The sequence below is a fragment of the Vibrio sp. YT-18 genome (genome assembly GCF_033337345.1).
Taxonomy (GTDB): Bacteria; Pseudomonadota; Gammaproteobacteria; order Enterobacterales; family Vibrionaceae; genus Vibrio; species Vibrio alginolyticus.
Genome location: NZ_JAWOQO010000021.1, coordinates 1 through 13,743 on the forward strand (window position 1 = coordinate 1; position 13,743 = coordinate 13,743).

The window sequence follows — 13,743 nt, forward strand, 5'->3', positions numbered from 1 at the left end:
CGATGTTTGACGCCGCGTCTATTGCTAAGCAATTCGGGGATATGAACATTAAGGCGGATCTTGTTGAGAGCAGAGGACAAATCTTTGTCGCATTCAATGGGACAGATCAGAACGGGAAAGTACTCAAACATGCGTTAGTGAATGGCTCTCGTATCAACATGAACGGAAAAAAATACCCGCTTAATTCATTTAAAGCAATGCAAACTGGTTTTAGCCCGAAATCTAGGGTTGCAAACTTTAAAGGTGCAGGAGTTTTAACGTTTGTTGTATCGGCGAGTATTGCTACTAGTGACCTAGTGTTCAAAGATGATTACCACCTAGTGGATTGGTTTGGGAATGTTGGCTCTGACATGTTCAAATTTATGCTCCAAAGCGCAGTTGGTGAAGCCGCATTGTTTGCTGCTGCTGTCTTAGGTCAACCGATAATTATCGGTGCAATTGCTGTAACAGCGACATATCTTCTAATTGAATGGGCTTGGGGCGAATACAAAATTTCTCAAACGATAGTTGAAAGGTTAGAAAGTGCGATATAAAACTAAAATCCGTTTGGCTGGCTTATTTTTTGTTTCACTAATGCTGTTGTGTTGGTTTTATCCTTCTTATGGCGTTTATTTGGATTACCTTGAGCTATTGAATCGAGCCGATACTGTGCAAGTTTCCGTTATTACCTTGTGGGTTCCTGTTGGTGTTTTTGGGGCTTTAGTGTGTGTGCTTTTTATGACACCTAAAGCATTGCTATATGGGAAGAAGATTAATGAACTTTATTCTCAAAGAGCTATGCAGTTAGCTAACAAAATTAGTATTTATTTTGCATTGGCAGGCGTGGCATTTGCTGCTGGCTGGACATATCACTCTATCGACTTGTTAGAAAAATATGGGTACGTATACAGCCGAGATTTAACAAAAGTCACTCCAACAGGAGTGCACTTGATGTACGTTAAAGCTCGATGATTGAACTTAACGGCACTAAATCCGAACCCAGCCAATACTTTTCTGGTGCGATGTTGCTCATCGCACTAGCCCTTCACAACAACTTTGCAATACCTGTGATTATTCGTAGCTTTCTAAATTAGAGAAGGCACTGACAAGGTTTTGTCCATCTTCGAGCCAGCTAGATCTGTGCTGGCTCATTTATGCCCCAAAGTTGTTTAGATTAAATACCCTACAAAATCTAGGGGCAGGCGTTTTCCCCTACCAAATCTAATCCGATTCATGAAGACTAGCATGTGTCTTTTTTGCGTGTGAATAGGCTAAAGTGTGTTCTTGGTGGAAAGTGAACCCTCCAGCTCCACCAACCGTTTGGAAGCAACATATTATCAATTAGTTAGTGCTTTTTTGAAAATGCTATATTTGTATAAGCGCTTCGTAAACGCCATGTGGGTTCATGGCGGCTCATAGTTGAAGTGCTCAGTTCTCTAATTTTAGTCAAACCATCCTCTCAATCTATCTTTACAGGGGACGGTCACTTGATGTACCCCATTAAGCATTCTCCCGCTTGCTGTTCTGAGAAATAGACTGCTAACGACTGTTTTTCATTTTTATTAGCCAAAATAGAATACTCAAAAGCTTTTTCAAGCACCACAAGCCCACGCATGTAATCAGAAATATTACTTGTTGTGGATTTCAATGTTTCTTTAGCTAAATCATAAGACATTCCCATTTGACGAAACGTCATAAAAGATTGAGCCACTTCTCCAACACCTCTACACTCTTCCAGAATATCACGGGATTCACTTACTTCTAGATTAACGCTAGACATAGCGTTCGCATTCAAAATCAAGGTACAGAATAAAAATATCGACTTTTGAGATTTCACAATATCACCACTTAATCGAAATTTATCACACCAACAACCGACCAACCTTCTTGACACCGCGGACACCTGAAATCACTCCTACCAGAAATCAAGCCATTAAGAGATTCGATTGGAATCAAATAATCACTAAATGGTAAAAATCTCACACTACTTTGTAATGTTACTAGCTCTAGGTTCTTATCTATTGTGATGTATTCAAACACTGTTTTCGGTAGCGCATCTGACTCTCGTAACCTCAAAAAAAGCTCAGCTTCCGAAAAACCAAGCGAGATGCTGCCATTGACACCACAAGCACAATTTATTCTGATAATTTCACCAGGCAAACTTATTTCCTTTATCATGAAGATAGATAGCTACATAGTAAATGCGACACTGTATTACTTTTAGTTAAATCATAATTGCCCCATTGTAAGGTAGGCCTTTTACTCATTCACATCCTGTTAATGTACATTTGCCCTACAAAAGGTTATCCGAACTTAGATGGAGAGAGCGTACGCCTCAAATCAAATTGACTTTAGTTATCTTGCATAGGTAAACCAACACAAACACGGTCACTATTTAGCTATCATTGACCGATATTTACCTGTACTGGTCGAGTTGATGAGATATCAAAGTAAACCCGTAGATTCAATGTCACTTATGGCACCTGAAGATACATATAAAAAGAAAACACAAACCAATACTAATCACAACCATACGTCAACGGATACACCTCAAGACGTTACCTTGGAATACAATGTGGCGTTAGCGTGTTCACTCGATGAGGTAAAAGCATTCAGTATTGATTCGTTTGTCGTAGCTGAAACTGACAAAGAAAAGACTCCCCTCAACTCTTGGGTTAAATCAAAAGATTCAGATAACATCAGTACTATTTTGAGTACTCCGATATTGGTTAATGAGCCTAAAACTCTGCTCTATCAGTTTGCTGGCTCTAAGAAAACAGCGTTGAGCTATGGAAATGTTCTTCCAGTCAAAAAAGGCAGTGCCATTTATCGTGATATTTTTATCCCAGTTAAGCCTTCTGTTCAGGTTGGGGAGCGCTTAGGTTGGCCTACAGAAGGTTACTTCTACCACTTTATTGATGATGAGTTTATCCACGAGTATAAAATCGCGGGCAATAACAAATGGGGCTTCAATGTCACTGAGTCCACTAAATGGCGGCTCAGCGAGGAGATCATCGTATCCAAACCACAATCTACGATTTTGCTGCCTTATAAAATCGACAATCAAGTGATTGCAAGGCAACACCTTTTGTATAGAAAAGAAAAACTCTCACAAGATTTACTTTTGGATGATATTACGGCTGAGTGGCTCGATGAACACGCTTGTCTTCTTGATATGGGTGCAGTGTTTTCCACTCGAACGGCATCGATTTTAGAAAAAGAGAAAGAGCAGGATGGCAAAATCGTTTACATCATTAAGAGTGGGGATAGTCTGTCTAAAATCGCGCATAGACAGGGAATAACACTCGAAGAATTACTGACTTTAAACCCTAAATACAAGGTCTCTCCAGACATGGTGAATGTCGGTGATGAAATCACCATTGAAGTGACTGAAACTTATGATGTTGAATCTGAGTTTCACACCTGTCAACTTGACTCTAAGACGAACCAACCTGAAACGTGGAGTAGTATCGCTGCATTATATAACCTTTCGGCTAAGTCCCTATTAGGAATGAATCCGAATTATGATGCGGATCCTTCGGTGTTATCACTTGGTGATAAGCTTCAAGTGACATTACCTAAAAAGACGAGTGGTCAATCTTCCGTTCGTTCTCCTTTGCCTGCTGAAGACGTAACAACATCAAAAACAGCCTTTGCTCATTCCAATATTCAGTGTGAAGTCAGCAGTAAATCCCACTGTCATGTGCATCCTATTGTTGGTAATGTGGGGGCAGATAAGAACACACCTGTAATTAAAGTTAAGCAACTCGTTCTGCGTTCAGAGCCGTTGTCAACATCTGATAAATTGGAGTTATTGGCTTCTGGTGGTGGGGAAGCCCTTAGTAAGGGAAGTAAAGGAGTTGAGGTCAAAGCCATTCTAGAGGCATTGATCTACTTAGGTTTCGATTTAGGGGCTGACGGTGATTTTGGCCGTGTGATAGAAGGTGCAGTTAAACAGTTTCAAACCCACTATAAGCCAACACATACCATACATAAAAGCTACCAATTTGGTGATGTGGATGGGATTGTCGGTAAAAATACCATTCTTGCTTTAGATGAGGCTGTTAAAGAAGGTTGGAAGTTTGTTGATGATGAGATGGACGAAAAGTGGCTAACAGTACCCAAGGGACAATTTACCTTTGACAGCGAAGGCGATGACAACCCATCATCTCCCTATTTTTCGAGACAAGCCCATGTTCCTAATAATAGTGGCGTGGTGGTCGGTCGATCTGGTGTTACAATTGGCCGAGGTTTAGATATGGGTAATCCACCAACGGGTGCAACAGGACAATCACCTTCTGCATTGAACTTAAGAGAGTTATTCCAAAAATCTGGATTGATGCCAGAGCTTTCAAACTGGTTACTAAGCGTCGAGGGTATACAAAAAGAAGCAGCCCTTGAATCGTTGAATAATTCAGGGTTGGACAACAAAACACTCACCCTAACCCGCAAACAACAACACCTAATGTTTAAACAAGTCTACGCGTATATGGAAGATAAGACCCGAATTTTGTTAACAAAACCTGATGTGAGAGAAAAATTTGGGGTAGTTGATTGGGATAACTTATCTCTCAATGTAAGGAATGTTTTAGTCGATTTAACTTATCGAGGAGACAATAGCCCTAGTACTAGAGAAGTGTTTGTTCCTGCATTAGTTAATTACAATGCCCAAACGTTTAAAGCAGTTATGTCGAATGTTAAAGCGTGGAGGAGATTTGATATTCCAAGTGGTAGGTTTATTGCAAGAAAGGAGCATTTAGAATGAAACTTAAACGTATTTTAACGGTATGCTTGGTGTTGGTATCAGCTTACACAAGTGCGTCTGAATATAGATTATATGCTTCGGATTATTCAGTTAGAACGAAGAAAGAAAATTTTGCTGCCTATGTTTTGAAAGATAATCCATGTATCACTGTGTATGAATTTAAAACAGGGAAGTCAGTCCAATATTGTGAATTGGGAAATAAAGAGAAAAAGGCAGGCTCTGTGCATGGTGATATATCATTAACCCACTTACAGCGAGACTATCCTACTGTTTATGTCATGGATTTAAGTATGTGGAGTGGTGACGTAACATTTACAGTAGCTACTCCTTGGTCTGATCTATCATGCACTATCGATGTTCAAACACAGGCAGTGAGTTGTGAGTAGCCAGAGTTAGCTATTTTACTCAAATTAGCTAACTCGCTTTTATCCTAGACCTTTTGGTAGATTTCACATCTAACCATAATCACGTTTTTTATGGTCCTAAAATAAAAGTGGTTTTTCATCTAAGCAGCCAGAAAAGGGCTGCTTTAGTCAATTCATTTAGATCTAGAAGTGAGCAAGGATAAACCCCTTGCATGCTGTTATCGGTTGCAATAAAGAAAGTCCTGTGCGAGTTAGTGAAAATGTTCGGGGTCAGGTCTTTCATTTTGCCCTAGCTAAATTTATCCGAACGTCCGATATTCATCAGAAATCGTAACGTGGAAATGAATGATATCTGAATAGAAGTTGACGAAAATCGTCGTGTTTTGGACAGAGGGGGTACATCATCGGTATGAGAAGAGGCACTTACCTGTTTATTTGCTAATAGTTTTTTGTTTACGGTGAGTACTTATAGCTAAGAAATGCCCCATTCTAAGCTAGAACTGAGCTGTACGTCATTTTTGTACGAGGTTATTTGACCTATTTCGTCTTATACTACAAAGTGTCTATCGATTGGATGGCTATTGTTACTGTGATAGATAGAAGGCTGTAGTAATCCAACCTTCTTATTGAAATAATACAACTAAGCCTCTGCTGTAGTCTTGGTTCCAGATGCAAAGATGAACTTTGACTTGTTTTGATCAAACACGTAAATAGCAACCAGTGGAACTGCTGTTACTACCAGCCCAGACAAAATCGCTGTAATTTGGCTATTGAATCGGTTCAACAATGGCACCGTCGCTAACCCTGTGCCGATCACACGACCAACGTACAAACCTACAACTGCTGAAGCCGTACTCGCCATTATGATACTAATAGATTGAAGCTTATTCTCATCATTACTCGACATAATTCGTACACATCGAACGCAGCTTAAAGTCCCTTCACGAATCAAGCCTAGTGTAAATGATGGAAGCTTAGTAACCATAGAAATTAAGATCTGAGGAATGACACTCAGCGCACCACTCACACCAGCTTCAATTCCAAGCGTTTTGGCTTTAGCCCAAATCTGACGTTCTTCAAATCGTTGATTCAAACGCTGAGTTAGCCGCTCCTTAAGTTCTTTCACATTTTGAATCATTCCCTTTTCATCAAAGAGCTTGAACTCTTTACTAAAGACTTTTATTTCATCCATGAAAATATCGATGGTTTCTACAACAATCATACCCACAACCTGCTGTACTGCCATTGTCGCGCCAGTCTTTACCGCAGTCATGCCTATTTCTAAAGCAGCACTAGACTTATGCTGTTTTAGAACCTTCTGAGCTTGTTCTAACGCAGCGTTGCAGTCTTCTTCGTTTAACTCATACTGTTCACCTTGTATGGTCATAACACGAACACCAGGTTTCTCTGGATGTGGAACAGATTTTTCTAAGAACTCACTAAGTGGCACATCCCTCTTTGAACGATTCACCGATGAATTTGTAAAGACTAAATTACCCGAGTCATTAATTGCATCTAGAAGTTGTTTATCAGTTGTCCCAGCCTTCAACAGCGTCGAACCATATATATCTTTAGCTGCAATTACGTGTTCGATATCAGAATCTTGCGCATAAAGAGTTGAATCTTTGTTATACCCGTCTTCTAAAGGTGAGAAAGAATCCTTAGCTGCATTTCTTGTGTCTTGCATAGCTGCAAAGTTTTCATGTGAATTTCTCAAGTTATGCTCACCAATGCGACCACCAAATTCTTTATAGTTCTCAGACAAATTCTCATACTTAGCTTGGGAATAATCATCGATGGAATTGGCTGTGTTGTTTAAAAAGAACGAAGCCATTGCTCTCTGGATTGCTACATTACGACATTGTTCAAAGATGTCCTCTGATGTTTTTGCTGGAACTGGTAAGTTACCCTGTAAATCAGAAACCATTTGGAAAGTATCTTTGTCTACTTCAAATGTACTTCTAGCCCATTGATTTATTTTTTCAGTTCCTGTTTCCCAATACCTGATAGTATTAGCTTTTTGAGCGTCCATATCTGTTAGCTCATCCCAATCGATATTATCGATCTTCTCTTTTGCTTGCTCATAAGCATCAGATGCTGCTGTCTGCCCGATTTGTGATATATCAGAGGCCTTAGTCTTAACACTTTCAGCAACCGCTGAAGAATCGAAATCAGATGCGGCTTGCTTTACACTTTGTACAGTTTGAGTGGACTTATCAGCGGCACTATCGTATGCATTTTTGCCATATTCTTTGGCTTTACTCGTAATATCGGAGACATCAATATTACTTACTTTATCTTTGGCTCCTACCGCTGCACTCTTAGCTTTATCTAGCCACCTCATTAGACGCACCTCTATCCTTAGTTTGAACTTATTTATTTTGAGTTTGCTCTTGTATTATTCAGGATTAACAATTGTCACTACTTTTTAGTAGAGCGAAAGAGTGACAAGTAATCCATATTACAGAAAAGTTATTGATAGTTAATATTTAAAACTTGCATCTGTGATATATGCGCGAGAATGCACTAACACTTTTTACATAGCGGTTATTTACGTAAAAAACCAATGAGATTTTCAAGGACATGAGCGAGCATGTTAGGTTTAGCTAGCCACTCTCTAGGGCTACTTGGTCTGCTAAAGATCTTCCCATCTCAGCTAACATATTCTTTGAGTTTGCCCACGGAGTTTAAAATAACTGAGTTCAATCCTCGTCGGGTGACAAAAGTTAGCAAACGACTAAGGCTAATTCCTAATGCTTAACATTTCATTTTGCTATGTCAGTAGTTATTCATTAGTTACTAAATTAGCAAATGTGCTAACACGAAAATGTCCAGAAACGTGTTTCATCGAGTGAGCAAGAAAAATTATAAATGCCTAGTGAGCAGTGCGAGCATAAGGAGTGGCTTTATTATTTTACTACCATTCCCCTTAAATACCCTTTTGGCAAGGTGATGGTTTCACGCAGTGAGGCCATCACCTTGCTAAGCCTTCAGGGATAAAAAAGCGTACACACCAATATACATAGTATGTACGCCTTTCATATTGAAAAGAAGCATTGCCAGCAAAGGGCTACCACTCACTCTTTCATAAATAGACATGGTTTTTACTGTATACTTAGCGCTGCACCCTTTTTTTGGTGTAGTTGAACCCAACTACACACGGTTTTGCGCGTAAGCGGCTAATTCATCCATTGACGTTTGTGCAGCAACTTCACCATCAATGTAGTAAGTGACAAACTCACCATCGCGTACACCCATGAGTGTCGCCTTTTCACCGTTACTGTAAGTAATATCCATTTGAACAGTGTTCTCATCGATTTGCTGCATTCGCCCCTGCTCAATGACACGGTTATCCGCTAATGGTGCGATTGGTGCCGTCGTTAACGACTTATCTAACTGGTGGTTGACATCAATGTAAGTATCTACCTTTGTATCGAAGATATGTGGCTTACCATTTAACGGGTTCTTACCCGTCCAAAATTCTAGAGAGTTAAACACGATATAATCCGCTGCGATCGCGACACCATAAACAGGCGCTAAAAGCATATTTAGGCCACCTCGAGCGTAACGGTTGTCAACAGCTTTCAAGTTAAATCCCATGACATAACCTGTCACGGCATTACTACCTACGCAACCTGAAAGTGAAACTGCTACCGCAGTCAATGCACCAATTTTAGCAATTACCTTTTTCATCAAAACCTCTAGTTAGAAAGTGTGAAACCTCAAATTCGGCGCGGATATTATCGGATAAAAAGTAGGGTTAAAAGTCCGTTTTTTTGTCCTCCATGAACAGTATTATTTTTAATACAGTCACATTTTTTAAGGCTATTATTGCGCTCTCATCTCTATGTCTTGTTATGTATTAAACTGATAGAAAAGATCATATTGAAAACAAAAACTTCACACACACCAAAATTTCACGCATGACGATTAAAGTAATTTGTCGTGTCCTTAATGAGAATGATTAGTGCGATTTTGCAGCAATTGTTACATTGCTGGTGACGCATTTGACAGAGATGGTTTATGGCCAGAAGTAAAAAAAGCAAAGTGTTTGAGCTCTTAGGACATCAAATACAACCAGGACAACGATTAGAGATCGAATTTGAAGCAGCGAAGCTATATACACATTCGCCTTTATCTATTCCTGTGGAAATCATCCATGGGAAACAAGAAGGACCAGTGTTAATGGTGAATGCTGCTATCCATGGTGATGAGCTTAATGGCGTAGAAATCGTTCGTCAGATCATTAACCAACTGGATCCACAAAAACTGAAAGGCACTGTCATTGCAGTACCTATCGTTAACGTTTTTGGTTTCATCCATAAATCTCGTTACTTGCCCGACCGACGAGATCTCAACCGTTGCTTTCCTGGCAGTGAAAAAGGCGCACTTGCATCTCGTATGGCACACGGGTTCTTTAACAACATTGCCAAGCGTTGTGACTACATTTTGGATCTACACACAGGGGCAATTCATCGCACGAACCTGCCACAGATTCGCGCAAACTTAAGCAACCCAGAAACTCTACGTATTGCTCAAGCATTTTCGACGCCAGTGATTGTTGATTCAGCATTGCGTGATGGCTCTTTACGCAGTGAAGCAGAAAAATGCGATATTCCAGTGCTCACCTACGAAGCTGGCGAAGCATTGCGTTTTGATCCACTTTCGATAAGCGCTGGTGTACTCGGGGTTCGGCGCGTAATGCAAGCCATTGGTATGTTGCGTGCGAGCAGGAAAAAGCTGCCTGAGCCTATCATAGCGAAGTCCACCAGCTGGGTTCGCGCGTCAGGTAACGGCATTTTGCGTACTGTCGTTAATCTGGGAGATAAAGTAGAACAGGGGGAAACGCTCGCTTATATTAGCTCTCCTCTTGGTCATGATGAGATAGAACTAAAAGCCCCGAAGCGTGGTTTGGTTATCGGTCAACAAACATTACCATTGGTGAACGAAGGCGATGCAATTTTCCACCTTGCCTATTTTAACCAAGGTGATAATGCTTTAGAGCAAGCAGTCGAAAGCTATATTGAAGGCCTCACTGAATTCGATGCCGAGCCGCTGACCACCGGACAGATACCGTTAGAAACTCAGTAATTCCTACCAAGTAGGCGCCTGATTAGCTCAAAAGGAGCAACAGTGCTCGCACTATCTTGTTTAAAGCCAATAAGCTCAGCGTCCATGATGCTGGGCTTTTTGTTTTATGTAAGCTAACGATACTCATCGCAGTTTCCACGAATGGATAAAAAACTTTACAAGCCATCGCAAAAACACATTTGATAATTAATCTCATTATCATTTATTAATCGTAATAATGTTCTTATAATCCGAGCTTCATAAAAACACTATAAATCATCAATATGAAACGATTAAAAAGTCATCCACTCAAAGTAAATCTCATTTCACTGGCTTTGCTCTTCCCTCTTTATTCATATGCCGAGACAGCGCCAAATGAAGAGCTTGAAGTCATAGGCGTTCGTTATGCCAAACCTATTACCATTGCTGAGCCTGCGCAAACCACCATTAATTGGTCAGAGATTGAAGAGCAACAGTACTCTAATTTTGCCTCAATGATCGATGCCGTTCCCGGTGCATCAATAGATGGTGGCGGTCGTTCTGGTGGCGAACGTATTAACATTCGTGGTTTTGATGATCCAAGCGATATCGCCGTGTTTGTCGATGGCGCTCCAATTGGCTTTCAACAATACCGCTACGGTACCTTCTTTTTTGATCCGTTCTTAATTGGCGAAGCAGAAATTATCAAGGGCGCGCACGACTATCGAGCACTCAACGGGAAGTTTGGTGGCTCCATTCGCATTAAAACCAAAAGTGTCGATGATCTCCTGTACGGCGAAAGAAACTTTGGTGCTCGCATCTCAAGTGCATACAACACCAACGGCGATGAGAACGCCTACACGCTAACACTCTATGGTAAAAACGATACTGGTTTTTATTTTCTAGCGAATGGCTCGGTAAAAGATTCTGATGACATTAAAGTCGGAGGTGGTGAAACGCTGGATTACTCAGGTTATGAGCAAGAAAACATGCTCGTAAAGGTCGGTTATGAAAACAACGATCACGAGTTTGAAATTAGCCACACTCGCTACAAAGATGAAGGTCGTAAACCTTGGGCTAACCGCCGCGGAAAAATGCCTAACATCACCGAATACAATATCAAGAAATACGGCTCATTAGAAAAAGCCCAATACGCTTACACCGTCGATAACAAATACACGGACAACACCACGACCATCTCTTACCACTACATGCCGACTAACCCGTATATTGATTTCAATATCAAAATGGCACGTTCCGAAAACGATCGTCATTGGGTTCGCCCTGACGTAGCATTCGAGAAAATGTTCGTTTCTGTTGGCAGTTACGGTCATGAGTCATGGCTGAGTTACGAGCGTGATTACGTTGATGTGTTTAACCAAGCGCAATTCGGAGATCACACTCTAGTCACTGGGCTTCAATATCAAAAAACCGATAGAGACTCGTTAGTATTCAACGCATCATACGACAGTAATGAAGCGAAAAACTACGGTTGGTACACCCCTTACTACGAACCATCTGGCACGCAGTCAATTTATGCCGCTTACATTGCTGATCACTATCAAGCAACAGACCGCCTAACAATCACACCTTCTCTGCGTTACGAATACATCAAGAGTGAAGGAAAAGGGAACGCTGCGCCGGATTATAATGATCCAGCTGCCGGACATAACTACGGTGAAACGACGCATAAAGGCTTTAGCCCACGTTTGGATATCGACTTTGATGCGAGCAATAATACGCGTTTAAACGCCTCCTACGCCTACGCTTTAAAAGCACCAACCGTTGATAACATCTACTCAGTGCAATATGCGCGAGCTACCGCTACGGCTACTGCTTTGAATCTGGACGTGTCTCGTATCCATGCTTATCAAGCAAGCGTTATCAACTTAACGGAAGGGCTGGTGAACTCTCGCGATAACCTCGCAACAGAGTTAACTATGTTCTATAACGATGTTAGCGACACAGTTGATATACGAACGGGCGATAACCTCGACAAAAATACTACTGAGTTACAAAGCTGGAATACAAACCTAGATGGCTTTAAAAACTATGGCTTTGAGCTAATTTCACAATACCGGATTGAAGATTTCTACAGTAATTTCTCAGCAAGTTACATTCGCGGCAAAAACAAAGGTAGCCTATCTGACTCTACAGGTTCAGATGATGATCATCCTGATGTACCGCCATTAAACATTAATCTGGGTTTAGGTTACGAATGGATTCCTGGTTTACGTACGGGCTGGGAAGTCCGTTGGTATGATGCGCAAACCAAAACCAAGGCAAGCGGTAATAATTTAAAAGTGAAATCGCCAAGTGAGCAATACACGCTACAAAACGCTTACGTGGTTTGGGAAATACAACAAGTCGAAGGCTTGAGCGTTGGCGCGGTTGTGAAAAACTTAACCGATCGTTACTACGAAGCATACCTATCTAATGGCGTGCCTTCGCCTGGTCGCGAAGTCAAACTGCACCTCACTTATCAATACTAACCATACCTAAAAGATGCAGGGCAGACATTAACTGCCCTGTTATATCGTATCCAATGGCCATAATTGCACGCCGTTTTATTTATCAGTATTATCATTTCCTTTTGCTTGCATGCACATTATGAACAATCTAAAAACACGGCTTCTTCTGATTTGCTTCTTCCCTGTAGGTAGCCTAGCGCAAGCTTCTGAGAACATTGCAGACTACTTACAAGAACAAAGCAAGCACCAAGTTTCAGAAGATTTTTACGCACAGCCAACAGCAAATAACCTGAATCTAGATGCAAAAACTAACTCTTTAACTTGGCACGAAGATGGTAAGCCGGATCACTGTCGTTACGCCAAGCAGCCCAAAGACGTCGCAACACATTTCGACTACGGTGAAGCAAACGATCTATCTGACGGCTTACAACACTTTGATTTACCGGAAAGACATTCTGCAAAGGTCAAATCGACACATCGCACTTATGCTAATAACCCTCACCTTCTTCCTGGCAATAAACAATTTGCAGCCCCTGAAGACGGCACGTTTAGCTTGTCCGTATCGTCGGATTGTTTTTAGCCGATATAAATAAAAAATGCCCTGAGACAAAACTCAGGGCATTTTCACTATTTGTTTGATGGGTAACGTCACCATCTCACCGATTTAAACTTATTCTTCGTCAGTGTCTACTTCGGTTTCACGTGCTTTGCGGGCTTCTTCTTTACGAACTTTTGCCGCTAGTTGTTCTGCTTCACGCTCTTGACGTTGCGCTGCTTTACGCTCGTTACGAACCACTTGGTTTTGGATAAATCCAGCCAGTTCTTGTTCAGCCCAAGCTTGTGCTTTCTCTTCGCTGTCAAAGCCTGTTTCACGCTTTGATACTACAGTCTTACGAGATGTCACTTGGCGAGTGATTTCTGCGCTCCAGCCGTTACGTTTTTCAGTGACGCGGATAGCAAATTTTGGATTCTTAGACATTTCTTTCATTTCCTAAGGGATTTAGGGATCAATCAGGGATTCGGTCAACTTGATAACTCCATCTAAGCTGAGCTGTTTAACACCATCCCTTGGTAAACGCGGTATTAGAGCATAAAAGTAATCTAAACGCTGCAA

At 41.1% G+C, this 13,743-nt stretch carries 10 protein-coding genes and 1 pseudogene; 7 read left to right on the forward strand and 4 right to left on the reverse strand.

Features of this window, described 5'->3' with window-relative positions; all coding sequences use genetic code 11:
• Together R7M72_RS20705 and R7M72_RS20710 are read left to right on the forward strand one after the other, a co-directional pair.
• Nucleotides 1–533: pseudogene (locus R7M72_RS20705) on the forward strand (hypothetical protein); the annotation flags it as partial.
• On the forward strand, nt 523–951 hold the full coding sequence (locus tag R7M72_RS20710) for a hypothetical protein (RefSeq protein ID WP_115385742.1): 429 nt from the start codon (nt 523–525) through the stop codon (nt 949–951). The pseudogene R7M72_RS20705 and the gene R7M72_RS20710, both read left to right, overlap by 11 nt.
• Before the next feature lie 511 nt (nt 952–1,462).
• Here the strand turns inward: R7M72_RS20710 and R7M72_RS20715 are convergent.
• Complete coding sequence (locus R7M72_RS20715) at nt 1,463–1,816, reverse strand: hypothetical protein (RefSeq protein ID WP_213899791.1); 354 nt, start codon at nt 1,814–1,816, stop codon at nt 1,463–1,465.
• Nucleotides 1,817–2,416: 600 nt separating this feature from the next.
• Between R7M72_RS20715 and R7M72_RS20720 the strand changes: the two genes are divergently transcribed.
• Entirely contained in the window at nt 2,417–4,744 is a 2,328-nt protein-coding gene (locus R7M72_RS20720) for a LysM peptidoglycan-binding domain-containing protein (protein WP_170960346.1), read from the forward strand.
• Nucleotides 4,741–5,130 (forward strand): hypothetical protein, encoded by a 390-nt coding sequence (locus tag R7M72_RS20725; protein ID WP_025541419.1) that lies wholly within the window; start codon nt 4,741–4,743, stop codon nt 5,128–5,130. The genes R7M72_RS20720 and R7M72_RS20725 overlap by 4 nt, the downstream gene beginning before the upstream one ends.
• A gap of 619 nt (nt 5,131–5,749) precedes the next feature.
• Here R7M72_RS20725 and R7M72_RS20730 read toward each other — a convergent pair.
• Together R7M72_RS20730 and R7M72_RS20735 are read right to left on the reverse strand one after the other, a co-directional pair.
• On the reverse strand, nt 5,750–7,453 hold the full coding sequence (locus R7M72_RS20730; RefSeq protein ID WP_136976150.1) for a hypothetical protein: 1,704 nt from the start codon (nt 7,451–7,453) through the stop codon (nt 5,750–5,752).
• Between the two features lie 809 nt (nt 7,454–8,262).
• A complete protein-coding gene (locus R7M72_RS20735) occupies nt 8,263–8,802 on the reverse strand; it encodes a DUF3332 domain-containing protein (protein ID WP_104975925.1) in 540 nt (179 codons plus the stop codon).
• Between the two features lie 330 nt (nt 8,803–9,132).
• On the opposite strand from R7M72_RS20735, the gene R7M72_RS20740 reads away from it, so the two are divergent.
• The 3 genes from R7M72_RS20740 (at nt 9,133) to R7M72_RS20750 (ending at nt 13,209) form a co-directional block, all read left to right on the forward strand.
• Nucleotides 9,133–10,200 (forward strand): succinylglutamate desuccinylase/aspartoacylase family protein, encoded by a 1,068-nt coding sequence (locus R7M72_RS20740; protein WP_042521202.1) that lies wholly within the window; start codon nt 9,133–9,135, stop codon nt 10,198–10,200.
• Nucleotides 10,201–10,463: 263 nt separating this feature from the next.
• A complete protein-coding gene (locus R7M72_RS20745) occupies nt 10,464–12,650 on the forward strand; it encodes a TonB-dependent receptor domain-containing protein (RefSeq protein ID WP_213896193.1) in 2,187 nt (728 codons plus the stop codon).
• A gap of 118 nt (nt 12,651–12,768) precedes the next feature.
• Nucleotides 12,769–13,209, forward strand: coding sequence for a hypothetical protein (locus tag R7M72_RS20750; protein WP_005381599.1), 441 nt, complete (start codon nt 12,769–12,771; stop codon nt 13,207–13,209).
• Between the two features lie 90 nt (nt 13,210–13,299).
• On the opposite strand, the gene R7M72_RS20755 is transcribed toward R7M72_RS20750, so the two are convergent.
• Nucleotides 13,300–13,608, reverse strand: a complete 309-nt coding sequence (locus R7M72_RS20755; protein ID WP_025998700.1) for a DUF3622 domain-containing protein — start codon at nt 13,606–13,608, stop codon at nt 13,300–13,302.
• Between the last annotated feature and the right edge of the window lie 135 nt (nt 13,609–13,743).

Excerpts from the sequence above, each read along its gene's own strand:
- R7M72_RS20755 (WP_025998700.1), bottom strand. The coding sequence starts at position 13,608 with ATGTCTAAGAATCCAAAATTTGCTATCCGCGTCACTGAAAAACGTAAC.
- R7M72_RS20720 (WP_170960346.1), top strand. The coding sequence starts at position 2,417 with ATGAGATATCAAAGTAAACCCGTAGATTCAATGTCACTTATGGCACCT.
- R7M72_RS20750 (WP_005381599.1), top strand. The coding sequence starts at position 12,769 with ATGAACAATCTAAAAACACGGCTTCTTCTGATTTGCTTCTTCCCTGTA.
- R7M72_RS20725 (WP_025541419.1), top strand. The coding sequence starts at position 4,741 with ATGAAACTTAAACGTATTTTAACGGTATGCTTGGTGTTGGTATCAGCT.
- R7M72_RS20740 (WP_042521202.1), top strand. The coding sequence starts at position 9,133 with ATGGCCAGAAGTAAAAAAAGCAAAGTGTTTGAGCTCTTAGGACATCAA.
- R7M72_RS20745 (WP_213896193.1), top strand. The coding sequence starts at position 10,464 with ATGAAACGATTAAAAAGTCATCCACTCAAAGTAAATCTCATTTCACTG.
- R7M72_RS20730 (WP_136976150.1), bottom strand. The coding sequence starts at position 7,453 with ATGAGGTGGCTAGATAAAGCTAAGAGTGCAGCGGTAGGAGCCAAAGAT.
- R7M72_RS20735 (WP_104975925.1), bottom strand. The coding sequence starts at position 8,802 with ATGAAAAAGGTAATTGCTAAAATTGGTGCATTGACTGCGGTAGCAGTT.